This is a genomic window from Roseibium sp. SCP15, assembly GCF_040329435.1.
GTDB lineage: Bacteria > Pseudomonadota > Alphaproteobacteria > Rhizobiales > Stappiaceae > Roseibium.
On record NZ_JBDZYI010000002.1, the window covers coordinates 129,814 to 156,537 of the forward strand.

General features: G+C 56.3%; 20 protein-coding genes, 1 tRNA gene and 1 riboswitch. Of the genes, 10 read left to right on the forward strand and 11 right to left on the reverse strand.

Annotated elements, in window-relative coordinates; all coding sequences use genetic code 11:
- Positions 1-51 precede the first annotated feature (51 nt).
- Positions 52-1,251 carry an O-succinylhomoserine sulfhydrylase gene (locus tag ABLO27_RS07935; protein WP_353031874.1) on the reverse strand — a complete coding sequence of 400 codons (1,200 nt, stop codon included), beginning with the start codon at positions 1,249-1,251 and terminating at the stop codon, positions 52-54.
- Positions 1,252-1,294: 43 nt separating this feature from the next.
- Positions 1,295-1,374: riboswitch (SAM riboswitch) on the reverse strand.
- A gap of 143 nt (positions 1,375-1,517) precedes the next feature.
- Here ABLO27_RS07935 and ABLO27_RS07940 point away from each other — a divergent pair.
- Together ABLO27_RS07940 and ABLO27_RS07945 are read left to right on the forward strand one after the other, a co-directional pair.
- Positions 1,518-2,654 carry a 2'-deoxycytidine 5'-triphosphate deaminase gene (locus ABLO27_RS07940; RefSeq protein WP_353031875.1) on the forward strand — a complete coding sequence of 379 codons (1,137 nt, stop codon included), beginning with the start codon at positions 1,518-1,520 and terminating at the stop codon, positions 2,652-2,654.
- 7 nt (positions 2,655-2,661) lie between these two features.
- Complete coding sequence (locus ABLO27_RS07945) at positions 2,662-3,210, forward strand: IMPACT family protein (RefSeq protein ID WP_353031876.1); 549 nt, start codon at positions 2,662-2,664, stop codon at positions 3,208-3,210.
- A 28-nt stretch (positions 3,211-3,238) separates the two neighbouring features.
- On the opposite strand, the gene ABLO27_RS07950 is transcribed toward ABLO27_RS07945, so the two are convergent.
- Together ABLO27_RS07950 and ABLO27_RS07955 are read right to left on the reverse strand one after the other, a co-directional pair.
- Positions 3,239-4,693, reverse strand: a complete 1,455-nt coding sequence (locus tag ABLO27_RS07950; protein WP_353031877.1) for a gamma-glutamyltransferase — start codon at positions 4,691-4,693, stop codon at positions 3,239-3,241.
- 57 nt (positions 4,694-4,750) lie between these two features.
- Positions 4,751-5,551, reverse strand: a complete 801-nt coding sequence (locus tag ABLO27_RS07955) for an ion transporter (protein ID WP_353031878.1) — start codon at positions 5,549-5,551, stop codon at positions 4,751-4,753.
- Between the two features lie 159 nt (positions 5,552-5,710).
- Between ABLO27_RS07955 and ABLO27_RS07960 the strand changes: the two genes are divergently transcribed.
- Positions 5,711-5,784, forward strand: a tRNA-Gly gene (locus tag ABLO27_RS07960).
- 320 nt (positions 5,785-6,104) lie between these two features.
- Here the strand turns inward: ABLO27_RS07960 and ABLO27_RS07965 are convergent.
- The 4 genes from ABLO27_RS07965 to ABLO27_RS07980 form a co-directional block, all read right to left on the reverse strand.
- Positions 6,105-7,004 (reverse strand): hypothetical protein, encoded by a 900-nt coding sequence (locus ABLO27_RS07965; protein WP_353031879.1) that lies wholly within the window; start codon positions 7,002-7,004, stop codon positions 6,105-6,107.
- A 499-nt stretch (positions 7,005-7,503) separates the two neighbouring features.
- On the reverse strand, positions 7,504-9,645 hold the full coding sequence (locus tag ABLO27_RS07970; protein ID WP_353031880.1) for a hypothetical protein: 2,142 nt from the start codon (positions 9,643-9,645) through the stop codon (positions 7,504-7,506).
- Between the two features lie 16 nt (positions 9,646-9,661).
- Positions 9,662-10,783 carry a phosphatase PAP2 family protein gene (locus tag ABLO27_RS07975; RefSeq protein WP_353031882.1) on the reverse strand — a complete coding sequence of 374 codons (1,122 nt, stop codon included), beginning with the start codon at positions 10,781-10,783 and terminating at the stop codon, positions 9,662-9,664.
- 24 nt (positions 10,784-10,807) lie between these two features.
- Positions 10,808-12,217 (reverse strand): tetratricopeptide repeat protein, encoded by a 1,410-nt coding sequence (locus tag ABLO27_RS07980; RefSeq protein ID WP_353031883.1) that lies wholly within the window; start codon positions 12,215-12,217, stop codon positions 10,808-10,810.
- 365 nt (positions 12,218-12,582) lie between these two features.
- Here ABLO27_RS07980 and ABLO27_RS07985 point away from each other — a divergent pair, with 365 nt between their 5' ends.
- A complete protein-coding gene (locus ABLO27_RS07985; RefSeq protein WP_353031884.1) occupies positions 12,583-12,795 on the forward strand; it encodes a hypothetical protein in 213 nt (70 codons plus the stop codon).
- Here ABLO27_RS07985 and ABLO27_RS07990 read toward each other — a convergent pair.
- Complete coding sequence (locus ABLO27_RS07990) at positions 12,792-15,047, reverse strand: heavy metal translocating P-type ATPase (RefSeq protein ID WP_353031885.1); 2,256 nt, start codon at positions 15,045-15,047, stop codon at positions 12,792-12,794. The genes ABLO27_RS07985 and ABLO27_RS07990 overlap by 4 nt on opposite strands.
- Before the next feature lie 127 nt (positions 15,048-15,174).
- A complete protein-coding gene (locus ABLO27_RS07995; RefSeq protein WP_353031887.1) occupies positions 15,175-16,101 on the reverse strand; it encodes a MurR/RpiR family transcriptional regulator in 927 nt (308 codons plus the stop codon).
- Positions 16,102-16,285: 184 nt separating this feature from the next.
- Between ABLO27_RS07995 and ABLO27_RS08000 the strand changes: the two genes are divergently transcribed.
- From ABLO27_RS08000 to ABLO27_RS08020, 5 genes are all read left to right on the forward strand, one after another.
- On the forward strand, positions 16,286-16,792 hold the full coding sequence (locus tag ABLO27_RS08000) for a TRAP transporter small permease (protein WP_353031888.1): 507 nt from the start codon (positions 16,286-16,288) through the stop codon (positions 16,790-16,792).
- Positions 16,792-18,075, forward strand: coding sequence for a TRAP transporter large permease (locus ABLO27_RS08005; RefSeq protein WP_353031889.1), 1,284 nt, complete (start codon positions 16,792-16,794; stop codon positions 18,073-18,075). Before ABLO27_RS08000 ends, ABLO27_RS08005 begins: the two co-directional genes overlap by 1 nt.
- Before the next feature lie 29 nt (positions 18,076-18,104).
- A complete protein-coding gene (locus ABLO27_RS08010; RefSeq protein ID WP_353031890.1) occupies positions 18,105-19,145 on the forward strand; it encodes a DctP family TRAP transporter solute-binding subunit in 1,041 nt (346 codons plus the stop codon).
- A gap of 84 nt (positions 19,146-19,229) precedes the next feature.
- Positions 19,230-20,696 carry a M81 family metallopeptidase gene (locus tag ABLO27_RS08015; RefSeq protein ID WP_353031891.1) on the forward strand — a complete coding sequence of 489 codons (1,467 nt, stop codon included), beginning with the start codon at positions 19,230-19,232 and terminating at the stop codon, positions 20,694-20,696.
- Between the two features lie 154 nt (positions 20,697-20,850).
- Positions 20,851-21,711, forward strand: a complete 861-nt coding sequence (locus tag ABLO27_RS08020; RefSeq protein WP_353031892.1) for a transporter substrate-binding domain-containing protein — start codon at positions 20,851-20,853, stop codon at positions 21,709-21,711.
- Between the two features lie 6 nt (positions 21,712-21,717).
- On the opposite strand, the gene ABLO27_RS08025 is transcribed toward ABLO27_RS08020, so the two are convergent.
- On the reverse strand, positions 21,718-22,557 hold the full coding sequence (locus tag ABLO27_RS08025; protein ID WP_353031893.1) for a sterol desaturase family protein: 840 nt from the start codon (positions 22,555-22,557) through the stop codon (positions 21,718-21,720).
- Between the two features lie 116 nt (positions 22,558-22,673).
- Here ABLO27_RS08025 and ABLO27_RS08030 point away from each other — a divergent pair, with 116 nt between their 5' ends.
- Entirely contained in the window at positions 22,674-23,315 is a 642-nt protein-coding gene (locus tag ABLO27_RS08030; RefSeq protein ID WP_353031894.1) for an alpha/beta family hydrolase, read from the forward strand.
- A 2-nt stretch (positions 23,316-23,317) separates the two neighbouring features.
- Here ABLO27_RS08030 and ABLO27_RS08035 read toward each other — a convergent pair whose 3' ends face one another.
- On the reverse strand, positions 23,318-26,719 hold the full coding sequence (locus tag ABLO27_RS08035; RefSeq protein ID WP_353031895.1) for an efflux RND transporter permease subunit: 3,402 nt from the start codon (positions 26,717-26,719) through the stop codon (positions 23,318-23,320).
- Between the last annotated feature and the right edge of the window lie 5 nt (positions 26,720-26,724).

Sequence of the window (26,724 nt, forward strand, 5' to 3'; positions counted from 1 at the left end):
AGAAACCCCGGCCACAGGGACCGGGGTTTGAGCTGCAATATTTCTGATTGATCAGATTGCGCTGAGTGCTTTTTCGACGTCTTCCAGAAGATCCTGCGGGTCTTCCAGGCCGACTGAGAGGCGCAGAATGCCATCGGAGATGCCGAGTTCTTCACGCGCTTCTTCGCCAATCGACTGGTGCGTTGTGGTTGCCGGATGGGTGATCAGGCTTTTCGCGTCACCGAGATTGTTGGAAATCCGGATGATTTCCAACGCGTTGGTGAAGCGGAAAGCAGCCTCCTTGCCCCCCTGCATTTCAAAGGCGACCATGGTGGACCCGCCGCACATCTGGCGTTTGGCGACGTCTGCCTGCGGATGATCGTCCCGCCCCGGATAGATCAAACGGGAGACTTTGGACTGGCCTGCCAGGAAGTCGGCAATCTGACCAGCGCTTTCGGTTTGGCGCGCGACACGTAGCGGCAGGGTTTCAAGGCCTTTCAACAGCACCCATGCACTGAAGGGGCTCATGTGGGGACCGGTGTGTTTGACGAAAGGCATGACTTCGTCTGTGATCCACTCTTCATCGGACAGCACGACGCCGCCGAGACATCTGCCCTGCCCGTCAATGTGCTTGGTGGCCGAGTAGACGACCACGTCGGCACCGAGCTCCAGCGGCGACTGATACAGTGGAGTGGCGAAGACATTGTCGATGATCAGGCGCGCGCCGATATTCCTGGAGATTTCGGCAACGGCCGCGATGTCGATAACCTCCAGCGTCGGGTTGGTCGGGCTTTCCAGGAACAGGGCCTTGGTGTTCGGCCGAACGGCTGCCTTCCACTGTTCGATGTCCGTGCCATCAACAAGGGTGCTTTCAACACCGAAGCGCGGCAGCAGTGTTTCGCAGATGTAGCGGCACGACCCGAACAGTGCCTTGGCGGCGATAACATGGTCACCGGCTTTCACGGAGGCCATAAGCGCAAGGTTGACGGCGGCCATGCCGCTGGCTGTCCCGCGCGCAGCTTCCGCGCCCTCAAGCGCTTTTATGCGGTCCTCGAACATGGCCACGGTCGGGTTGGCGTAACGGGAATAGACAAATCCCGGGTCCTCACCGTTGAAGCGGGCCTCAGCGGCTTCAGCGCCGTTATAGACGAAGCCCTGAGTAAGATAGAGTGCTTCCGAGGTCTCACCAAAGGGCGACCGCGTTGTGCCGCCATGGACCAATGTGGTTGCAGGGCGCCAGTTTTTGTTACCGGTCTTGGTGTTCTCAGTCATGTCTCGTTCGCTCCAAACGCAAAAAACCCCAGCCTGAAGACCGGGGTTCGCACCTCCGGCCTTTTTAGCAACTTGTTTAACGTGGCTGCAAGCCGGCCGGCCCAAATCACCACGAAGTGCGTTTCTCCTACGTGAAAACACCTCCAAGGTCAATTCATTTGGTGCTGATCGTCCTTCACAAAAGAACTTTGCGAACGAGAATGCCTGTTGGCTGGAGCCCCTGCATCCGTTAAGGACTTTATCTGAACAATTTGCAGGTTAACTCCATGAACGTGGCAGCGGGTCAGGTCTTGAACGGAAGCGCAACTCTTTCAGCCAGCGGCATCTTGCCGGAACGGATCATTCAGGCGATGTTCGCCGCCGGAGAGATTTCGGCCGCAGAACCACCTGTCACCGGCCAGATTCAACCCGCCAGCCTCGATCTGCGTCTCGGGCAGGTTGCCTATCGCGTGCGCGCCAGTTTTCTTCCCGGCCCCGACATCAAGGTTGCCGACCGGCTGGAGCAGCTGAAGCTGCACACGGTTGATCTGAAGGACGGCGCAGTTCTGGAGACCGGCTGTGTCTACATTGTTCCACTACAGGAAAGCCTTGCACTCGCGCCGGATATTTCGGCAACCGCGAACCCGAAAAGTTCAACGGGCCGCCTTGATGTCTTTACCCGCGTCATCACCGACAACGGCCTCGCCTTCGACACGGTTCCGGCGGGCTATACCGGACCGCTTTACGCAGAAATTTCGCCGCTGACCTTCCCGATCCTGGTGCGGACCGGTTCCCGGCTCAGCCAGATCCGCTTCCGCCGCGGGCAGTCCCTGATACCGGACAACGAGCTGGAGCACGTTCACAAGACACATACCTTGATGAGCGGTGGCAATGAGCGGATCGGAGGCGGTGTGCAGCTGTCTATCGACCTGGAGGGCGATGGCCCCGGCAGTCTGATCGGATATCGCGCCAAGCAGCATTCCGGCCTGATTGATGTCGACCTGGTCGGTGCGCAGGACCCGCTTGATTTCTGGGAGCCGATCTACCGGAGGCAGTCAGCGGAACTGATCCTTGATCCGGACGATTTCTACATCCTTGTCAGTCAGGAGGCGGTGCATGTACCGCCCGACTATGCTGCCGAGATGGTTCCGTTCGATCCGCTCGTCGGCGAATTCCGGGTGCATTACGCTGGCTTCTTCGATCCCGGCTTTGGGCATGTCGGCGCCGGTGGTGTCGGCTCGCGTGCCGTGCTGGAAGTCCGCTCACATGACGTTCCGTTCATCGTGGAACACGGACAGACCATCGGCCGTCTCGTCTACGAACATATGGCGGAGCGACCGGCGACGCTTTACGGCGAAGGGATCGGATCCAACTATCAGGGTCAAGCCCTGAAACTGTCCAAGCACTTCAAGGTTCCGTCCTGAAATCCGCATGGCCTTCAAGACAGTCACGCGTGAATTCGAAGGATATCTGGAAGACCGGAAGTCCCGCTTCCTCGCGTTTCTCGTACCGGTAAACGCCTTTGAAGGCCGGCTTGAAGAGCTGCGCAAAGAGCATCGAAAAGCAAATCACGTCGTCACGGCGCATCGAAGACTGCTGGAAGACGGGCGGATTGAAGAAAGCGGCAAGGATGACGGCGAGCCCGCAGGAACGTCCGGCATGCCGACCTTGCGCGTACTGCAAGGTGCAGAGCTGATCAACTGCGCTGTTTTGATCGTGCGCTATTTCGGCGGCACCAAGCTGGGTGGTGGAGGTCTGGCGCGCGCTTACTCGGGCGCCGCACAGGATGCCATCAACAATGCCGAACTGGTTCTCTTCCAGAAAATTTTGACCAAAAAGGTCAGCGCGGCATTTGCTTTGAGCTCGGATCTTGAGAGGCGTGTGGAAAGTTTGGGCCTGAAGGTCATTTCCCGGGATTACAATGAGACCGGGGTCGACCTGATTGTTGAAGGGCCGGAAGAGGTGCTTTCAGAGCTTTGAGCTGCGATCTCGACCGGTTTCAACGTCATCACTCAACGATCACCGCTGAACCTTCACGGCGATCATCTCCAATACTTGAAAATTGACCTGCACTGTCGACAGATACGGCATGCACACCACCGAAGAACATATTCTTTTCCGGCCAGATGCGATGGTCGGGGAACAGGCTCTTCAACTTCGTGATCCCGCCGTCGTTATCGGGCACCTCTACGTCCAGGTGACCGTTCTCGATGTGGAGCCGAGGCGCACGGACGGCTTCTTCAAGTTCGACCTGTTCCAGGCACATGTGCGCGACAACCTGAAAGATTGCCGAGCGGATCCGGTTGGAGCCGCCTGAACCGAGGGCAATCAAACGTCCGCCCGGTGCGTCGATCAAAGTCGGACACATCATGGACGCAAGTCTTGTATCCGTCGGCCAGTCTGCCGAACCGTGCGGATTTACGTCCTCTTCTCCGAGTATGTTGTTCAGCATGAAACCGTACCCGCCGACGATCTCACCGTTCCCCGTCCCGTTGGAAACGGTGACCGAACAGGCATTGCCCTGAGCGTCGACCACGGAAATATGGGTTGTCCCCTTCTGGCGCATTGGTCGATCCAGCAACTTGGCAAGGTCTCCACGCGCAGACAATCGTGCCTGATCAGTCAGGTGGAGCGCCTTGGCCATACCGGGCATATCGCAGCTGTCCAAATGTGTGAGCGCGTAGCGGATCAGCGTTCCGCAGGCAGCCGGCGGCGGGTTGAGGAACACTGACGCCCCGCCAAGGGTGACAAAAAGCGGCTCTCTCACCTCAACTTCGTAGCCTTCCAGGTCTTCGCGGGTGAGATGGCCGTCAACGCTCTGCTCGGCCAGCAGCTGGTCCGCTATTTCGGTCTGCAGCCAGTCCGCGCGGGCCAATTCGCAGTACATGTCGGCAAGTTCGGGATTGTAGAATGTCGATCCGACGGCAGGCAATTCGCCGGAAGGTGCGAACAGGTTTTTTGCGGGCCTGGTTGCCGTCAGGATCGGCCGGACCACCGTCGACAGATAATGCTGGTAACCGGTGACCCGGTGCCCGTTTCTACCGATATTGATCGCTGGAGCAAAAAGATCTGCAAGGGGCAATGTCCCACCCCTTTCATGAAGAGCCGTCAAACCGGCGAAAAAGCCCGGTGCGGCCACGGTTGCAGGTCCGATATGAAAAACCTGAGTAGCCGATCCGAAATCAGCTGTGATGCTGCGATATCCTCTGGAACAATCACCTCGCTTTTGCCGAGGCGTCTGCGGGAAGAAATCGAGCAGCGTCGATTGACCGCTCTGCCCGTTGCGGATCATGGCAAACCCACCGCCGCCGGGAGACGCGAGAACCGGCTCGCACACGCATGCCATGGCCAGCGCCGCAATCGCAGCATCAAAGGCGTTTCCGCCTTCACGCAGCATTTCAGCCCCCGCCTCTGCCGTAAGCCGATGCCCCGCTGCTATGGTGCCTTTTGGTTCCCGTGCCATATCTTCCGACAAATCATGCGCTTAACAAAAACGCAAGCGCTGCTGCCAGCCTATGCCTCACGTCGAACGTTCAACGACTTTGACACGCAGCTCCTGCAACTCGGCTCTCAGCGCCTTCACTTCCTCAAGAATCAGACCCGTATCGTCATGGATAGCCTGCCGGTTGGCATCGGCTTCGGCATCATGCTCCTCCTGCATCGCCGAGACGATGATACCGATGAAGAGGTTCAGAACGGTGAAGGCCGTGCACAGGATGAAGGGAACGAAGAACAGCCAGGACAGCGGATAGACTTCCATAACCGGGCGGACGATGCCCATGGACCAGCTTTCCAGTGTCATGATCTGGAAGAGCGTATAGAGCGAAGCCCCAAGATCGCCGAACCAGTCCGGAAAAGTTTCCCCGTAGAGTTTGGTCGCCATGACGGCAAAGACATAAAACACCAGGGCCATCAGCACCACAATCGACCCCATGCCCGGCAAGGCTGCGACCAGACCGCCAATGACACGTCGCAGGGACGGCACAACAGAAATGAGACGCAGCACACGCAAGATGCGCAACGAACGAAGCACCGTGAAGGCACCGCTGGCGGGCATCAGCGAAATTCCGACAATCAGAAAGTCGAAGATACTCCATGGATCCTTGAAGAAACGCAGGCCATGAGCGTAGAGCCGCAGGATCAGCTCAACGACGAAAATGCCGAGGATCACCCTGTCGAAAAACAGGAGAATTCCGCCGATCTGTTCCATGACCGCCGGACTGGTTTCAAGCCCCAGTGTCACCGCATTCAGAACGATTATGCTGATGATGCCGATTTCCCACCTGCGTGAGGTGACCAGCGCCTTGACCTGATTTCGCATTCAACTGACCTGGAGTTCAAACAATCCGATACGCGCACTCACGCGCCGGCGCGAACATGGCGATTTATCCCTCAAAGCGCAAGATCAAGAGCCGTGGGAAAACAGGTGTCCCCAGCTTGACAGTCATCGCAAGTCGGCGCAGAAAACAACCTGAGCCAAGCGGGTGTAGCTCAATGGTAGAGCAGAAGCTTCCCAAGCTTAAGACGAGGGTTCGATTCCCTTCACCCGCTCCAACGCCGGCCAATTTGACCGCCTCATGAGCTGATTAAATTACATAAAAACAGAAACTTGCGTGACGTCGCAGAACCCTTTGCGAACGAGTTCGTCTGCGCTTTGAACAGGGCAAGTATGACTGCCCCTTAAAAAAATGAAGTGGCGGAGAAAATCTCCGCCACCCTTAAATCGGCTAAACTCAGCCTTTATTGAAAAAAATGTCGCTTCCTGCCCGAGATTGCCTGGAAGCTAAAAGGGTTCGGGGCTTAAAAACGGCGCCCCAGTCTGAAACTTTGTGACGAATGATTTGAAACAGGAACCATCGCCGTTTTGAAAAAACTCAAACCGTTGGAAATCCGTCGATTACATTGCGATAAAAGGCAGCGATGTCCTTTGAGGCTTCCAGGTCCGGGTGAAGCTCATCCGTCCACCGGCCGCGAACCATGTTGCGAATGTCGACCACAACCACATTCGAGCTTTGCTGTTCGACCTCATCCAGCACAGCATAAAAGCGGTCGACCAGAAATTTCAGCACGACGGCAATCATCTCGCGATCGGTTTCAAAGTCGTAGTTTCGCTTCAAAAACGGTTTTCCGAACCAGGGACCGGCGGCGTGCGCGACCGGATAATCGTAGCCGTGAACGAGCACTTGCGTCAGCGGACACTTCGATCTCACATATTCCGCAATCTCCAGGTAGCCGTCCTTCAGCCTTTCCATCGTTGCTTCCAGGCGATCCATATCCAGCAGTTGCTCAGGATGAACTTGCTCCGCGCAAGTCTCTTTCGCTTTGAGCAACCTTGTCAGCGCAGAGCCACCGAGAAACTCACTGCCGCCACCTGAAAAGATGAAATAGTCGAACCGGCCGCTGTCGATGTAGATCTTGAATGGCTTTTCCTTGACGATCCGATCGACGGTGTGCCCGGGCCAGGCGGTGCTGACGGTCTGATAGTACCCCTCCAGAATGTCGAAGAAGGTCTTGTTGTATCCAAGGAAGCGGGAAACCTCGATCAGGATGTTGATCCAGGAATCGCCTCCGGCACAGATCCGGATCGGAGACTTTCTGACCCGCAAGGACTGTGTTTCTTCCCCCTTGCCAGACGCTGCCCATTCAACTGCAATCTGTTCCTGCGTCAGGGGAACGCGGTTGTCATCAAAGATGTGATAGTCGAGACACCTTTTTGGGTTTTTCTCGTATCTCGTATTGTTCAGCACAGTTGCTTCCAAAAGATCCGCAAACATGACGATCACCAGACGATTGAGTTGCATGAACGCGAGGAAGTGGAATTGCGGACCTCACTGGACACAGTCCAGAGTTTGGTCGATGGGGCTCACTTCCTCGAGGGAGGTTTCGGAAGACTGATCGGAAAATACCGGGTGCACTTGAAACGTCTTGGACAGATCTGAACTGATCTGATCTTTTGATCCACCTGATTAGATGTAAAATCTCTCAACCAGGTATTGCTCGCCCAAAACTTCTCTTCTGAAGGGGCGAATATTTCAGATCTTTGAAGTCAATTTTCTCGAAATAGCTGAATTATTTTTGCTTGTCTTCCCTTTAATTTGTGCACAGATCCAAATCACATGACATTTACCCTCGTTCGCTTTTCGATACACATGACTATATGAATTTCGGGACCGAAAAGCTCGTGAGAAAAGCGTGAATTCCGTTGCGGAAAAGAGCAAAAAAGAAGGGCCCGGATCGCTCCGGGCCCTTCTTCTTTCGTTCATTTCCAGTCACTTACAATACCAGGTGGCCACCGAGTCTTGCGTGTTCCTCATCTGTCAGGTCCGGCAATGCTATCGTCTCGATGATCGAGAGGTAATTGCCTGCCTCGGCGTTCTTGACCTCTTCCTCTGTCCGGCTTGCAAATGCCTCTGCAAGTCGTCTGGCAACCAGGGGAGCCGCAACGCTCGTGCCTTGGACCATGACATAAGACCCGCTTCGAGTACCCGCGCCGATGATGCCGGGATTGATATTCGAACGGTCCGCCGGCGCGGTACAATCGACCTTTCCGGCCGCCGCGCCCGATCCGGTTTTTCCCGCGGCACTGAATGTCGATGCGATCGGCTTTTCAACATCCCATTGCGTTTCAGCCGAAGGCATGCAACCGGAGACAGTCAGGGAGGTACCGCCGATCGCCATACCATTGATCGATCCGAACCGCCTTACATGACTGTCCGTCCCGTCGCTTTGCGCTTCACCTCCCCGATCATCAACGATCCGATAGTTGGGGTCGCTCAAGTAACTCTGCCTATTGCCTTTTCGAAATGCTTCCAGATCAACATCGCGCTGTATCCAGATATAAATTGGCAGATGATCCTGTGCAGCATCGGAGCCGCGCTTCAATGTGATCTTCCAGTCGCCCGAAGGAGCAGCCGGAAGGTCCGGCTCATCGGGCTCTGTAGGTGCCAGCGCGACAAGTACGCGCCAGCGGTTGCTTGAACGGTAGTTGTCGAGACTCAGCTGGCCGACAACAACTTTTCCAGTCTGCTTATCATGCTGAATTACCTGGAAATTTCGAGGATCGCCATCCTCATAATCCGGGTCCGGCTTGAGTGGCATTTCGGCTTTGGCGCTTTTGAAAGGGCCCTCAATCCCGACTGAATAATCACCTGGATCCAAGCCCTCGGGAAACCAGATTTCAAGATAGTTGGAGGTCCGATCGGTTGGCTGAACTCTCCACGTAAACTCGAACTCTCCCTTCTTGAAATCATTCGAAGAGATCTCGCCATGAAGGCGATTCTGGAAAGTGTTTCCCGAAGGAAGGACAATTGCTGTCGGGCGCCCAAGTTTGCGGCGTTCGCGCACGACCTCATCGATGGCTGCCTCCAAAACGGACGTTCCGCTATGTGGTCCTGCGGAGAAACCGTAACTGCAGTTTATGGTGACGCGAATGTTGTTCACGCCGTACCCGGCACCAATACGTTCAGCCCGTTCAAGAATGTAGTGCACAGCGGACAGCATATACATGTCTTTGCCGAAGCTGGACGTATCCCAGGGGTAAGTGTTGGGAAGCTGAACCGCTATGAGCCTGGTTTCTTCCACGGGCGCTTCCGATTTGTTCGGATCACAGCCGGCGGCGATATCCATGACATGCGCCCCATGTGTTGCAATCCGGTTGATCGCTGCCCCGGATCCGAACTGATCTGACGACGCACCTGCTGCTGCATAAAGAGCATCTTCGTCGTCGTAGTCCCGAATGAGCACTTCGATCTCTTTTCGTGTGTATTCCTGCCCGAACAGAACGCTTGCATCATCCGGTGCGGAATTTTTCGCAGCTGATTGCAGCCAGCAAAACTCCATTCTGGATCGCTCGCCGTCCGCGCTACGGAAATTTCTGTGCGCGAACGGAATTCCGTCATCGATCACCGCCAATACGTTGATCGTCTTTTCCGGCGGACAGCTCCCGGAAACCTTTGGATCAGGCGACCACTCGGGTTCGTCAGGGCAAGTCCCTGCTCCTTCGTGCATTGCCGAGGGTTCGACGGGAAAAGCAAGGCGAAACCGCGATTTCTCTATGCCTTCAGCAGGCAAGGCCTCATGCAAGTCGGTCCCCAAGCCCTCGAGCGCGATCTCTTTTCGTGACCGGTTTTCGACTACAATTGGCCAAAACCTAAGCGGGACGTTGTCGCTTCTCCCCCAAATTGTGGGGAACCACATTCGACGTTCCGACACATTGCCCGCGCCCGCTACAGCTTCTGCTGTCTTGGGCGATGGGTGTTCCGCGAGAGCGGTCAAGAACTGGATGTCTTCCCTGCGATACGCGGAAAACGCATAGGGTCTGCCGATGCCAAAATTCCAGGCTTCGTAGGGGCCGAGATAACTCTTGAGCGCAGCAGCGGCCAGGCCGCTGCTGTTGTCTGGGCTGAAGTCATTCATGACGTTTCATCCCTACTTACAGGTCAAATTCGTCGACAGCTCTGTCCCAGAGCCATTTGAAATTCGCACTTTCGGCAACCTGACAATTCTGAAGTTCACTTACACCGTGATCCTTCCAGTCAGGGTCCTTGTACATCGAAAGCATAAAGTCAGACTCGGCCTTGGCTTCATATTTCAAGCCGGTCATCACCTGCGAAATTCCGCATTTGTTCAGAATGATTTCACCGACCATCTTGCCGAGCAATGCGCCCGCCCAGCTGTCGACGGGATAATGAACACCGGCTACAGTACGGCTGACCGCAATCCTTTCCGCCTGCTTTCTGAGCAGCTTCTTGCGTTTATCCGGGTCCGGATAATGGGATTGTGATGCGTCCACCAGTCCCTCAAGCATACGAGTGACCGCAAAAGCCTCCGTTGCATGTGCGCTCGGGAAACTGCCATGACCTGGTGTTGGAATCATTGGCAGAACCGTGGCTCCGATCCGATCCGGTCGGCGGATCGCCAGATGATGTTTCACGATCATCGCGACATGGGCTGCCAGAACCTGGGTGACCGTAATCAGTTCCAGAGTTTTTTTGTTTCGTGCACCATTCAGACCCAAAATCATCGCGAAATATGGAGTTGGGAATCCAAGTTGCGTTACAATTTCAGGTGTCCGTTCAGGTCGTTGATCCATGTAGGATCGAACATACTTCAGTTGCTCTTCAAATACACTCGCATCAGGCCTTACGACTTCGTAAAATGGTTGCACATTTCCGCTTATTCGAGACCTTTGAGAAAGCACTACCGATTCAACGGGACGTGAAACAACATCCCAGTGAAGCTCACTCATGAAGTCACTCAAGTACAAAGACGCACGTACCCAATCGACCCATATGTCCAAATTCTCCGATGAAGAAAATGCCAACTCTCTGGAGGGGTGTGGGGTGGCGTTTCCGGCTGCGTGACTTATGGCCTGCACACTTGTTTGCAGACCCTGCACTGTCATTGGGTCAAGAGCTGCCCCTTCTCCGGCACCAAGCAGGCTTCCCATTCCCGAGGCGTTCAGATTGCCGTAGCCCCCATACCCCCCGTAGCCCCCATAACCACCATAGCCTCCATAACCGCCGTAACCGCCATAGCCACCCATGTAAGCCATATCGCTCTCCTGTATCTAAAATTACTATTTGAAACCAACTGCACGCAAAGCGCGTGCCACGTTTTGTCCGCCTTTGTACGCGCTTGCTGGATGCGCACGCAGGTATTCTTCCACGGAAAAGTTCGGTTGCCTGCGCCGCAACTCTTCGGCAACCACCATTGCTTCGTCAGTGCGGTCCAAAAAGTGCAACGCAGTGATTTTCGCACGCATTGTCGATAAATGACGAGAATTCAGCGCAAGAGAACTTTCGGAAAATTTCAATGCTTCTTCAAAATCTTCCGCTGATAGGTGAGCGGTCGCGCTAATACAATCATACAAGTACTTGAACGGATCAATTGGAGAAAGTAGTCGAGCTTTTCTTGAAGCATGTACAGCTTGGCTTCCCGCATCCTGGAATGCGAACAAAGCGCCATGAAGCAACCAAGAAAGCGACTCATTGGGGTTGTGCCCGATCGCTTTTTCATACCGGTCAGATGCAACATCCAGCCTGCGAAGCAAGTTGTTATGCGCGAACCCGTCTATCGTTAGGCAAAAGGCGTTTTCAGGGTCGATATCCAACGCTTTCGACGTGTTGCTGATAGCACCTTTCGTATCCTTAGCAGGATTAGAACTCCAACCATTGAAAACGCTCAAAACGTGCCACTTTCCACGCCAAGCATAAACTTCTGCGGAATGCGGCGCTCTCTTGACCACTTCTTCGAGCATTTCCCGAGATTTTGCGAATTCCCGTAGCGTGGGCCTATGCATCAGGCTGACGCTGGCCATTAGCAAGCGATGGTCAGCAATTTCGTTGATCGGTCGTCCGCGAATATAGCTCAGCGTATCAGACGCAATCGCACTTCCAATAGATTTGACGATATTGTCGAGACTGAATTCCGGATCGCTGACAAACTCCTGCAATGTGCCGCTGAACTGTCGCGTCCAGAGAATACGCCCTGTCTCCGCATCCAGAAAATCGACATCCGTCACAACCTGGTCGCCAAGCTGGCGGATGCTGCCGCATACACAGTAGTCGACACCAAGCTTCGTCCTGACAACCTCGATATCGACGCGTCGACCGGCCAGTGCGCGGCTCGAAAGATGCGAAATCACCGACAAAAGATTGGTGCGCGACAAGGAGCGGCAAATCTCCTCTGCGAACCAGTCTCCAAGCACAGAAAGCTCGGGATTGTTCTCGATGCTGAGCAACGGCATCACAGTTACGGTCGGAACCGGAGGCCTTGGCAGAGACGCGGACGGAGCCCGAAACAGCGCGTAAATCTGTTCAGGGCTGTTCCTGATGGAATCAACCCAGTCCAGAAATCTCGGCTCGAGAATATCCAGCCCCTCCAGAAACGTCCCCTGCCCGGGCTGTCCCGAGAAAGTCACGTTGCTCAGGTTGAGCGTGACCTCGGAATTGTTGGTTGTGATGAGTTCGGCAAAATAGGGGCCCATGGCCGATTTGATGTCGGAGAGCGCTCGGCGCAGGCTTTGCCTGCCGGTGTCATAGCAGGAAGCACCCCAAAGCGTTTCCTGAAGGAAGGTCCGGCTTCTGCAGCCATGCGGAGCCGTTGCCAGCAAAGCGAAGATGGCACGATGCTTCTTGCCCGTGATCTCGAACGCCCCCGGTTCAAGGGAGCGCACGATACACGATCCGAAAAGATTTATCTCCAATGTCCTAGCGCGCATGCCCCATCGCCTCGACAAAAATGCGTAGCGTAATAAAACAGCACTTCAACCTGACGTCCAAGTGGTTCACGCTTTTTTCACGCTCAAAGGACGCTGACTTCTCCTAAACTCGGATCATGGGTAAACAAGTCGTGAGCACCGCTTTGTCTGAAAGAAATACTGCCGTTGAAGACGTTACCGACGTGGTCGATTTCTTCCTGGCCTGGAACAATCACCGCGAAACCGTCCTGCAAGTTTCCGATCTCGAACAGCTGAATGATTCGCAGAAGAAGACATTGCTCTGGCTTGTGAAAATGGTGGACAGGATGAGTCTGGACGACCTGGCAAAGGACGACACCGGCTAAGCGGGATTTTCCACCTTCAGCAGCCGAAGTGCGTTGGCGACGACGGCAAGCGACACGCCGACGTCGGCTGCAATGGCGCCCCACATGGTTGCCATGCCAAGCGCCGTCAGCCCAACAAACAAAGCTTTGGTCACCAGTGCCACGGTGATGTTCTGCCGGATGATGGACATGGTGCGCCTGGAATGACCAACCAACCAGGGCAACTTCCCGATGTCATCGCTCATCAGGGCGATGTCCGCCGTTTCGATGGCAGCGTCCGAGCCTACCGCTCCCATCGCAATAGCGAAGTTCGCGCGGGCCATTGCCGGAGCATCATTCACCCCGTCGCCAACCATAGCCACGACTTCGTGCGTACGTGACAGTTCCTCTACAGCCAGCACCTTGTCGGCCGGCAGAAGTTCCGCCCTCACATCGTCGATACCGACTTCTCTGGCAACCGCACGCGCCGTCCGTTCGTTGTCCCCTGTCAGCATGACAATTTTTTCAACACCTGCAGCGTGCAGGCGCGCAATGACATCCCTCGCATCAGAGCGGATGCGATCCCGAAGTTCCAGAAGACCGAGCAAGCCGTTGTCAGTGCCAACGGCGACCAGGGTGCTGCCGGCCCCTTCGATCCGCTCTTTCAGATCTGCCGGGATCGCGACGCCCTTTTCGGCCGCGAAACGAACGGAACCAAGCCAGACCGCACGGCCATCGACCGTTCCCTCGACACCCCGCCCTGGGACCGTCCTTGTTTCCTCGGCCGGCACGACGTCCGCTGTCCGCGCCAGAATGGCCCTTGCCAATGGGTGCGACGAACGCGCTTCCAGCGCGGCAGCAATCGAGAGAAGTCCTGCTTCATCGGTTGCCAGAGGATAAGTTCCCGCAACCTCCGGCTCACCTTCTGTGATGGTTCCTGTCTTGTCCATGGCCAACGCCTTGAGACGGCTCGGGATTTCGACATAGGCACCGCCCTTGATGAGCACTCCACTGCGTGCGGAAGATGCCAACGCGGCAACGATAGAAACGGGCGTGGAGATAACCAGTGCACAAGGGCAGGCAATCACCAACAGAACAAGTGCGTTATAGAACCAGGCAGGCCACGCCGCCCCGAACAGGAGCGGAGGCAGGACCGCAATTGCCACGGCAAGCCCCATGATGATGGGGGTATAGACGCGTGCAAAGCCGGTCACCCACTGCTCCACCTGGGCACGACGGGAATGCGCTTCGCCGACCATGCGGGTGATCTTTGCAAGCACGGTATTGTTTGCCAGCTTGGTCGCCTGAACCGTCAGGGTTCCCTCGCCATTAATCGTGCCGGCAAAGACTTCATCGCCAGCCTCTTTGGCAACCAATGCGCTTTCTCCGGTAATCGGAGCCTGGTCAACAGCTCCGGAGCCGGAAACCACTTCGCCGTCCAGTGGAATTCTGTCACCGCCACGGATCACGAACCTGTCGCCGATTGCAACTTCCGCGGCCGGAACATCCTTCTCCGAACCGTTTGCTGAAATGACCCTTGCTGTCGGCGGCGCCAGATCAAGCAGGGCGGCAACCGCATTGCGCGCACGCCCCACGCTCCAGCTCTCCAAAGTCAGGGAAAGGGCAAAGAAAAATGCGACCGTGGCAGCTTCGAAATATTCTCCCAACGCAATCGCGCCCATAACCGCAATCATCATCAGAAGGTTCATGTCGGGAGCAAGCCGGCGAACAGCCGACCAGGCTTTCGGAGCAACAAGCCAGGCTCCAAAAACCACGGCGAGAAGGAAACTGCCCATTTCGAGCGGCGGCATGGCGCTGTCGCCATGACCTGAAAAGAGACCAACCGCCCCGGATAAGCCCGTTTCAACGATATGATAGCCAAATCCGATGGCCCAGAAACCTGCGGAAAGTGCCGTAAAACGCTTTTGACGTGCCAGGTGCGCGGCATGATCCGCTTCGGCGCTGTCAGCGTCCCAGATTTTTGCGGACATACCCGTTCCAGCGACCAGCTTGATGATTGCCTCGTCCGGCAATGGCGCAGCTGTATCCAGGATGGTCATACGGGCATTGATAGCGTCAAAGGCGAGATGTTCTTCACCTCCCAGCTTCGGCCCGAGCACCTTGTTCAAGATTGCAACTTCTTCAGCGCAATCCAGTCCGGTGACGCGAAAGCTGCGGCCTATGCCCACTTCCGGCGCCGGATTGGAAATGGATATTTTTGATCCACAGCAGCTGTTTTTTTCGCTGGAATCCCCTTCAGAGGAACACGTCTTGACCTGAACATCCTGCAACATCGACTGGCTCCAAAATCATGAGTCAGCTCATAGATAGGACCTCTAGTCACTATAGCTTCAAGTGAAAATTCAAACTTTTTTCTGACGGCGATTTGGCTCACTCGACTCGAGCCAAATCAGCAGCGATCTAGTCGCCCAGCGGCTGCGGACCGGTCCGTCCGTGATAGGCAGTCAGCGAAGAACGGATACGGCGCAGATTCTCGGTTGTCGCGTCCTTCGTTTCATAGGCAACGGACATGGCCAGCGCATCCAGTATGGCCAGATAGGCATGGCGCGAAGCGGTCGGCTTGAAGATGTCGGGATCTTCCGGCAAGTCGACTTCGATGGGAATCGATACGGTTTGCGAAAGCCGGGTATAGGGTTTTGAGATGCTGATTGTTTTTGCGCCATAGGCCGAAGCGACCTTTGCCGCCCCAACAATGGCGTCGGTTTCCCCGCTGGAGGAGAACAGCAATAGCGTGTCCTCCGGTCTCAATGTCGCCGATCGCATCTGAATGATGTAGCTGTCATTGACCGCGGTCGAGACGATGCCCAACCGGAAAAACCGGTTGGCAGCCTCCTGGGCAAGCATTGATGATCCACCACCGATCCCGGCAACCAGAAGCTGCCTGCTACCGATGATCGCCTCTTTTGCCTCTTCCAAACGTTCAGGGTTCAACTGCTTCCGCATGACGTTCGCCGTTGTATAAATCGCGCCCAGCACATGATCGAGAGCATGTTCAACGGTGGCCGGCTCTTCACTGACGTCGGCTTGAATGTATTGCAGGCTGACTGCGAGGTTCTGGGCGAGACGCAGCTTGAATTCCTTGAACCCATCACAGCCGAGAGACCGGCAAAACCGGATAACGGTCGGTGTGGACACATCCGCCGCCCCGGCCAGTTCGGCAATCGTCATTGTGCTGATGCTGTCGATATTGGCCTTCACGTAATCGGCGACCCTTTGCTCGCGCGTGGCAAGCTGCCCGTCCACACGTTCCAAGGCGGAAATCAGATCTGCCACCGCGGCCTGCCCCCGCTTGGGGAGTTCATTTTCGTCGCGACTGTCTTCACTCATTTCCTGCTCCTGACCACTTGAGGCATTTTGTAATTTAAGTACAAAAACCTATAAGATCCAGACTTAAGATACATATTTCGCTTGAGGAATGACCTGATATTTGTACTTTAGTTAGAAATTTTGCTTGATTTCGCGATTTTTCGTACTCATAGTGTACCTAAATTACATTCTTGGGGAGGATGGAATGCAAGCGTGGGCACGCATGGCTAGCGCGCGACTGAACACGGTTACCGAAGCCGTAGTCGCCTTATTGATGCTTCTACTGGTACTTGATGTCTGGCTCGGCGTTATCGACAGGTACTATTTTCACTGGCAACTGCCATGGCCTGAGGTGATGGCCCGCTACCTGATGATCTGGGCGGCCATGCTGGCGATTTCCTGCGGCATTGCGCACCGGGAGCATATCGGCCTCACGGCATTCCTCAACCTGTGGCCTCTGCCCGTCCAGCGCGTGGTGCTCATCGTGATGGATGTGCTGGCCCTGGCCCTCTTTCTTTACGTCCTGGGATACGGGCTCGGTTTCTCCGCCAGCGGGGCAACTCGCCAGGCCATGATTTTCGGACTGAGCCTGGAACCGTTCTATGCAGCTATTCCCGTCTCTGCCGCGCTTGCTTCCGTGCAGCTCGTGCTGGTGCTCATTCGCGATCTTGGAACCCATCTGGAAAACCCTGCTGAGGAGGGAGCTCAATAATGTGGGCGGGCCTGGTTTTTGTGCTTCTCATTCTGCTCGGCATGCCGATCGGCTTCGCCATCGGGGCAGCAGGTGTCGTCGGGTTGATCGACATGGGCGGAACCCAGTTCCTGTCCATCGGTCCCAGCAAGATCTTCAACGGGCTTAACATATTCCCGTTTCTGGCCATGCCGTTCTTCATCCTTGCCGGTGAAATCATGAACGGGATCGGCATTACCAACCGGTTGGTAAAACTGGCGCAGGTTCTGGTTGGCCGTTTTCGCGGAGGACTGGCGCATACCAACATGCTGGCCTCGGTCTTCTTTGCCGGCCTGACAGGATCGGCAACGGCAGATGCCGCCGCGTTCGGACGCACGCTCGTGCCCGCCATGGTCAAGGAAGGCTACAAGCGCGACTATGCCTGCGCAGTGACCGCGGCAGGATCCATTATCGGTCCGACCATCCCGCCCTCCGGTCTCATGGTGGTCTATGGCTCGCTGATGGGCGTTTCTATCGCCGGGCTCTTCGCGGCAGGCATTCTTCCCGGATTGGTGATCTGTCTGGTCTGCATGGCGGTGATTGTCATTGGCGGAAACCGTCAAAATCTGCCGAAAGCGCTTCGCGGCGCCACGCTTGGCGAAGTCTGGTCCACCTTTATCAGCTCACTGACTGCGCTCGCCATGCCGGTCATCATCCTTGGTGGCATTCTGGGAGGTGTCGTAACCCCGACGGAAGCAGCCTCCATCGCCGTCGCCTACGCGGTCTTCATCGGTGTCTTCGTTTATCGGACCCTGAAATTGAAGGCCTTCTACCAGATGCTTGTGCGCACTGCCCGGATCACCGGCGTGATCTTCGTCATCATTGCCTTTGCCGGAATTCTGGGTTGGTGGATGAGTTTCGAACGCATTCCGCAGCTGATTGCCGAAAGCGTTCTGAGCCTGAGCGACAACCGCTACGCCGTCATAGCCATCATCATCGGTCTGCTTCTGCTGGTGGGCATGGTGATGGACATTACCGCGATCCTGATCATCCTGGCGCCCGTTCTGGTTCCTTTGACCGAACAGGTGGGCCTGGAACCCATTCACGCCGGCATCATTTTCGTTCTGGCCCTGAATATCTCGCTGATGACGCCACCCGTCGGTGCCTGCCTGTTCGTGCTCTCTTCCGTCACGGGCGAGAAGCTGGAACGCATCTCGATCAAACTGATGCCGTTCCTGCTGGCCGAGATCGCCATCCTTTTCATCTTCGCGTTCTGGGAGGATGCGGCTCTTCTGCTGCCGCGCATCCTGGGATTTGCCAACTGACCTCAGACAAAACCAGAGAGGATTAGCAAATGAAACTTCTGACAACCGGACTGGCACTTGCCGCAGCAATGACCGCAAGCACAGCCCTCGCCGCAGGCGGCGTCATCAAATTCGGTCACGACAACAAGACCGATCCGTTCGAGAACCCGGCACATGCCTGTACTGCGGTGTTCTCAAACCTGGTCCAGTCCGGCACCAATGGCAGCGTCAAGGTGGAAGTGTTCGGCTCGAACCAGCTGGGTTCCGCTGCAGAGCATGTGCAGCAGGTACGCGACGGCCTGATCCAGGCAACCCTGACCTCCACCGGCGCTCTTGCAAGCTACTACCCGCGCGTTGACGTTCTGAACCTGCCGTTCGCCTTCGCGGGCAACGAAGCGACCTACAAGGTATTCGATGGCGACTTCGGCAAGGCACTTGCGGCCGATATCGAAGCGTCGCTGGGGGATGTGGTCGTTCTCGGCTTTCCGGACACAGGCGGTTTCTTTGCAGTGACGAACTCGCAAAAACCGATTGCAAACCTTGAAGATTTTTCCGGCATCCGCATTCGCACGATGACCCTGCCCTCGCACCAGAAGATCATCCAGGCACTCGGCGCCGAAGCCTATCCGCTTTCCTGGGGTGAGGTTTATTCCGGTTTGCAGACTGGCGTCATCGACGGGCAGATGAACCCGGTTCCGATCATCTCCTTCGCCAACTTTTCTGAAGTGCAGAAATACCTGACCCTGACCAACCATCTGTTCTCGCCCTACACGTTTATGATCAACCGGGCCTTCTACGAAGGATTGAGCGACGATGAACGGGCAACCTTGCACGCAGCGGCCGAAAACTGCGTGACGGCAAGTCGTGGCCTTTCCCGGATCATCGAATCTTCCGAACGCGGGCTAGCAGGCCTCATGGATGCAATGGAAGTCACCGCACTGGACGATGCCCAGCGGGAGGCAATGGCAGCAGCCACGCAGCCGGCCTTTGAAAGCCATGTGAACGAAAACCTCGATGAGAAAGCGGTCGAACTGCTGACCCTGTTCAAGGCTGAAGTCGCCAAGGCAAACGCCGAAACCTATCTGGACTGACCAATGGAACCGGCGGGCAACGGCCCGCCGGTTACCTGACCAACGCTCAAGAATTGCGCCCCTATTCCAAAACAGGACCCATCAATGCGCGTTTTCTGTGCATCCATCGCAACCGAGACGAACACATTCTCTCCGCTACGAACCGATCTGACCGACTTCAAGGAAAGCTTCTACGCAGCGCCCGGCGAACACCCGGACACACCGACATTGTGCACCGGTGTCTTTCCGGCACTGCGCAAGCGAGCCGCTGACGGCGAGATTGCATTGATCGAAGGAACGGCCACTTGGGCAGAGCCAGGTGGGCTGGTCAACAAATCAACATGGCATCATCTGCGTGACGAGGTTCTTCAACAGCTTCAGGCAGCTCTTCCGGTCGATGTGGTCATCCTCGGACTACACGGGGCGATGATCGCCGACGGTTGCGTCGATTGTGAAGGGGACCTGCTGGAGGCCGTACGACAGCTTGCCGGTCCTGACGCTAAGATCGGCGTTTCGTTCGACCCGCACAGCCACCTGAGCGAAAAGCGCGTTCAGAACGCCGATATCATCACGGTGTTCAAGGAATTTCCCCACACGGACTTTGCAGAAACCGGCGAAGCTTGCGTTGATCTCACTTTGCGTGCGGCGCGAGGAGAGATCACACCGATGCTCTCGGTTTTTGATGTGAGAATGATGGAAGTGCTGCCGACGAGCCGTCCGCCAATGCGGGGTTTCGTCAACAAAATGAAAGCCCTTGAGGCAACGGGAACCGCTCTGTCCGTTTCCGCAATCCACGGCTTCATGGCGGGAGACTCACCCGACCTTGGCGCAAAGCTCATTGTGATCACCGATGACGCAAAGCCTGCGGGAGACCAGTTGGCAAAGACACTGGGATTGGAGCTGTTTTCGTTTCGCGGCACGACACGGCCGGATTTCCTGACGCCGGGCGCTGCTCTGGCCAAGGCTGTCAGTCATCCAGGCGGCCCGGTGGTCATAGCAGACGTATGGGACAATCCGGGAGGTGGCGTTGCCGGCGATTCAACCATTCTTCTGCGCCGGGCGCTTTCTCTCGGGTTGAGTGACGTCGCATTCGGAACAATCTGGGACCCGATGGCGGTCCGCCTTTGTCACGCCGCCGGTGAGGGAGCGCACCTGAAGCTTCGCTTCGGTGGAAAGACCTCTGCTGTCGCAGGTGATCCTGTCGATGGTGACGTCCTTGTTCTCAAGACGCAAAAGAATGCGACCCAAAGTTTCGGTACATCCATTGTGCCGCTCGGCGACTGTGCCGTCATCAGGATCGACGACATCGATGTGGTCCTGAACTCAAACAGGGCACAAACATTTTCGCCGGACCTTTTCACCAATCTGGATATCGACATCGCCACGAAGAAGATCCTGATCGTAAAATCCACGAACCACTTTCACGGCGCGTTTGAACCTGTTGCGGCGGAAATCCTCTACTGCGCCGTGGAAGGTCCCTACCCGAATGACCCGCGGCGAAACGCATATACAAGGCTTGAGCGCCCAATCTGGCCTATCGTTGACCACCCTCACGGTAGCGAAGCCGCCTAACCTGCGGTCCCCGAACAGCATTGCCCCTTACCAAGATGGCGTTGCTCCAGCATTCCGGGCTGACAAGCAGCCCTGGAACACGATAATCTGTCATCGCAATTGATTTGGCGGCGTCCGGTACGGCAGGACGTCGCCGCCACTTCGGGAACACTGCGTGACAACTGGCCTAACCTTCGCAAGCGGCTTGATCCGCCTTCTGCTCTGCGCTTTTCTGGCAGCTCCTGCCTTGTTGTTGCCAGCTGAGGCACAGGACGCTGGCGTGCACGTACCGAATTTCTGGGATCCGAAAGCCGTTCACGACCGGCCGACTTCGATACCGGACAAGATCCAGTTCCTGGCAACCGACAGTTATCCGCCGTTCGTGTTCCGCGACCCGCAGGGTCGCCTCACGGGCTTCAACGTCGATCTTGCACGTGCGCTCTGCCAGGAGCTCGGCAGTTCCTGCGCACTTCGTATCAAGGATTTTGACGTTCTTTTGCCCGCTCTGGAAGAAGATGAAGGCGATGCGATCATTTCCGGACTTTCCAGGGGTTTGCCGGTCACGCGCCGGCTGAACTTCACCGAAGACTATCTGAAGCTGCCGGCAAGGTTCATCATTCGCGAGACCGAGATCGAAGCTTTCGATGAACAGGATCTGGCTGGCAAGAAAATCGCCGTTGAAGCGGGATCGCGGTTTGAAGCCTTCGCGAACCGTTTCTGGCCGGAAGCGAACGTTGAAACCTTCGAAACCGCTGCGCAGGCTCGAGAAGCCGTCAAGGCCGGTGACATGGACGCCCATTTCGGAGACGGTTTGAGTCTGTCTTTCTGGTTACCGAGTGAAGCAGCCGCGAATTGCTGCGCATTCGCCGGGGGCCCCTGGCTGGAAACCGGTTATTTTGACCAGGGCATGGCGATTGCCACCCGTCCAAATGACTCGGAACGAGCAGCCGCCCTCAACTACGCGCTCCGTCAGCTTTATCAAAAGGGCATCTATCAGGAGCTTTATCTGAGATATTTCCCGCTCAGTTTCTATTGAGACCCGTCAGCCTGCGCGCCACCTGCTACCACGCCCGGCTTTCCTCTCCTTGTTGTTCATGAAAGGAATGGCAAGACTAAACGGGAAGGAATGGGATTTTGGCGTCAGGGACGGTCCCAGCCCGATTTCCATCTTTTCATGCCCCTTTTCAGGCGCTTCGACATAGGTGCCAAACAACCGATCCCAGACAGACAGATAGAAACCATAGTTGGAATCGGTTTCCCGGCGGACAACCGAGTGATGGATCCTGTGCATGTCGGGCGTCACGATCAGCAACCTCAGCAGCCAGTCGAATTTAGAGGGAATGCGGACATTGGCGTGCCCGAACACAGCCGAGGCGTTCAGCACGATTTCAAAGATCAGCACAGCTTCCACCGGCCCACCGAGCAGAACAATCACCAGCCCCTTCCAGATAAAGGAAAGCAGGATTTCGATCGGGTGAAACCTCAAAGCGGTGGTGGCATCCATTTCACTGTCTGCGTGGTGAACACGATGGATGCGCCAGAAAATCGGGACCTTGTGCGACACAAGATGCTGGAACCAGACCGCAAGGTCGAGCACCAGAAAGGTGACAAGACCAGCAACCCATCCGGACCACCCAAGTGATCCGAACACTCCCCAACCACGTTCTTCAGCGAACAGCGCAAGACCGACGCCTCCGATCGGGAAGATCAACCGCACCAGAAGAGCGTCAAGCAGAATGAAACCCCAGTTGGTCGGCCAACGTTTCAATCGCCCTGTCTTGAGTTCCCGTCTCGGCAGCCCGACTTCCAGTAATGCCATAATCAAAAAGATGCCGGCAAAACACGCCATGCGTATCTGGTTGATGTCTAACTGTTCAAACATGCACTCTCGCGTTCATTCCGTTCCGAAGCTGCTTGCCAAGGGCGACTGGGCTCTATAGGGCATTGATAATCATACTCCTGTTTACCTCATTTTCCGCTGCGACAGATCACATCATCATGAGCACCTTTTTGTGGACCAGACCCGCATCCGAAACCACGGCAACCCTGTTGATGGCCCACGGGGCCGGTGCCCCAATGGATTCGGCATTCATGAACAAAATGGCCGACGTTCTTGCTGCTGAAGGGATCGCCGTAGCGCGTTTTGAATTCGCCTATATGGCCGGGCGCAGGACAGGCGGCCCCAAGAAGCCACCTCCTCGCGCCGACAAGTTGATTGGCGAGTTTCAGACGGCGCTTCAAACCCTGTTGAGCGAAACCGAAGGACCGATCCTCCTGGGTGGAAAATCCATGGGAGGACGGGTTGCCGCCATGCTCGGTGGTGGCGGATCCCTGCCCGGGCGTGTGGCAGGCATCTGCTGCTACGGCTATCCCTTTCATCCGACCGGCAAGCCCGATGCGGAATGGCGTCTGGCACCTCTTGAGGAAGCCAGGCGGCCGATCCAGATCCTGCAGGGTGACCGGGACCCTTTCGGCTCCAAAGCGGAACTGGACGAGGTCACACTCCCCGGCCATGTCTCGCTGGCCTATCTGGAGGACGGCAACCACGATTTCGGGCCACGTGGCAAATCTCCTGCTACCCTTGACGGCAACATTCAGGAAGCCGCCAGGCTGACTGCGGTTTTCGCTAGTTCGCTTTAGTCCTATTCCGCCGGAGTGATCCCTTGTCCGGGTGCAGGTGGTGCCCCGGCTCCCTTGTTCCTGCGTACCAGAACGAGGCCGGCAAGATCATTGCCGATCATGACGAGCGCGGGAACCAGGATCAACACAAGCGCGGTAGCCGTTGCGAGGCCGAATACGATTGTGATGGCCATCGGCAACAGAAACTGCGCCTGCAGACTGGTCTCGAACATCAATGGCATCAGGCCGCCGATTGTTGTCATTGACGTCAACAACACGGCCCGAAGGCGATCGCAACTGGACCCGATGGCAGCAGAGTCCAGGTCCTCTCCAAGCGCTCTGCGCTCTTCCAGCCGGGCAACAAGGATGATCGAGTTGTTGACCAGAATTCCGGAGAGGCCCAGCAAGCCGATCAGGCTCAAGATCGTCAGATTGAAGCCCATCAGGTAATGACCTGCAATCGCTCCGACGATGCCGAACGGGATGATCGACATCACGACGATCGGACGTGAATAGCTGGCAAAGATGGCGGCCAGGATGATGTAAATTCCGGCAACAGCCATCATCACACCGGTCAACAGGTCGGAGAACGCCGTTGACTGTTCTTCTGCCCGACCGGCAAAGGAATAGTCGAGCCCGTATTTCTGTGCGAGCGTCGGCAGGAATTCCTTGTTAAGTTCCGCGATGATTTCGTTATTGGACGTGACTGTACTGTCGACATCGGCAACCACGCTCACCACCGTCTTGCCGTCACGCCTCAGAATGACGGAAAAGCCTTGTGCGTCCTTGAGGTTCACAACTTCGGTCAGAGGCACGAACTCACCAGCAGGCGTTCGAAGCGACAGCTGCCGCAGAGCAGCCGTACCGTCCTTGTCGAAGATCTGCTGCACTCGGACGGCAACCTCTTCATCGCCCTCGGCGAACCGGCGCGCGATATTGCCTTCAAAGGCGTTTCGGATCTGGCGGGCGGCACTTTCCACAGTGAACCCGAGTGCCCGGCCGCGGGGCGTCAACTCGACCAGCAGCTCAGGTTTCCCATATGGAAGGTCGTCCTCGACACCACTGGTACCGGGAAAACCGGAAAGCTCCTGCTGCAATTCGTCTGCTGCGGCCTTTAGCTCTATCAGCGGCGCACCGGTCAACCGGATATCGAGATCGCGGCCCGGAGGACCACCCCTGCGCTCTGCGACGGCGATGCGGGAAATCCCTGGAATTGCCGGCAATGCATTTCGCCAGGCCTTGACGATCTCGGGTGTCCGGATCGTGCGTTCCTCGGACAACGTGAGCTGAACGGTGATGTTGGCGACATTGTCGCCGCGGTTGCGCCCCGCCTCTCCGAGGGTGGCATAGGTCGCGACCACGAGCTTCTGATCCGTACCTTCGGTCAGTCTTTCCTCGGCCTGCTTCAGGGCATCTTCGATGCGCATGATGCCGTCTATCGCTTCCGCTTCCGGTATTCCTGCATGGAAGAAGATTGACGCAGTCAGGTTTTCCGCCTCAGGAGACGGGAAGAATGTAAATCCGACCCGACCACCGCGAACCAGGCCGACGGCCAGAACCATCGCGGCAATCGCCACTGCAAGCGTCACGTAGCGCCAATGAACTGCGACTGAGACAAACGCCCGGAAGGGATAGTCGCGCACCCAGTTGAACCCGGCATCGAACCCGCGACGGAACCAGCTGGGCCTTTCTTCCGTGTGGGAACGTCTTTTGGCCTGACGCATGACCCGCAGAAGGCTTTCGACAACAAGGGCCAAACAGAAGCAGGCGAAGATGACGACCATCTGGAAGACAAACGTGCCTGTCGTGTCGCGAAGAGTTCGAAGCGGATCGTCAATTACGTCGAGATGTGGCGGCACGGCCATGTCCGGCTGGGAAACCAGTCCGACGAGGAAGAATGCGGGAGCACCTGCGAGCACAACGACGCGCCACCAGCTCCAGCCAGGCCGGCTGCCAAGCGCGTGCGAAAGGTGTCCGGGCAGAACGAGGAAACACTCGATCAACGAAGCAATGACAACTGCAACCACGACCACCGGCAATGTGCCCATGATCTGACCCAGCACATCACTCACAAGCAGGATCGGCAGAAACGCAGCAATGGTTGTCAGGCTGGCTGCAAAGATCGGCGCCAGCATCGTGTTGGCACCGTTGATCGCCGCTTCATCGGGACCATCGCCCATGCTTTGCCGCGTCGCCGTGTGTTCACCAACGACGATTGCATCGTCAACGATCACGCCAAGCATCATGATCAGAGCGAACATGGAGATCATGTTGATGCTCTCGCCCATGAGCCACATGATCCCCAAGGTGGCCATCATCGCGACAGGAATTCCTGCTGCGACCCATAGCGCAATCCGCGCATTCAGGAAAACGAAGAGAATTGCGACAACCAGCACCAACCCGGACAGACCGTTCTTGACCAGGAGATTGATGCGCCCTTTCACGGCGTCTGCGCGCACATCATATTTCAGAAGTTCGAGCGTCTTCGGCAGCTGAGGCGTGATCTCTGCGAGATAATCGTCGACAACCTGTGCGGCCTTGAGCGTGTCGGTTTTTTCCGTGCGCAGGATTTGCAGTTCAATCGCACGCGTTCCCTTGGAAAAGCCCTGGCTTTCGGTCGAATTGAAATCGCGAACGACCGTACCGATGTCGTCGACGACTGTCTTTTCACCCGAGGCAAACGATTTAACCTCAACCCGACCGACGGATTCCGGCGAACGCTGTTCGGAAAGAGCGCGGATCTGGCGTTCCACAGCACCGTCGAGGTTACCAGCAGGAAGATCAATGGTGTTGCCGGCGATCTGTCCGGCCACATCCGCAATCGTCAGGTCGAGACGACGCAGCTCACGTTCAGGAATTTCGACAAGATACTCTGGCGACCGATAGCCAAAGAGGTCCACCTTATCGATGCCACGGGCCAGCAGATCGTCACGGATCTTTCGCGCAAATACCTTCAGTGCCTGCTCGGAGAATGGTCCCCGCAAGGCAATCGTTGCCACGCCGTCGGTAAAGGCAGGTGCCGAGATCACGGGAGTTTCGGCGTCGACCGGTAGCGTTGTGACGTTGGAAATGGCCTGTTCCACATCGGAAAGCGCCACCTGCATGTTGGTGCCTTCCTTGAACTCCATGTGAACGGAGGCACTTCCCTCTCGTCCGTAAGAAGTGATTTCGTCGAGTCCATCAATGAAGCGCAACTCCGGCTCGATCACTTCCAGAATATTGGACTCGACATCTTCCGCGCTTGCACCAGGCCAATCGACCACTACGGAAATGATGTCGATTTTGACCGTCGGAAAAAACTGTGTGTTGAGCTTGGCCAGTCCATAGGCACCGAACAAAACCATGACGGCCATGATCAGATTGGCTGCATTGTGATGCCGGACGATAACTTCCAGCAAACTGCGGGATCTTCCTAACGTTGCCATAACGC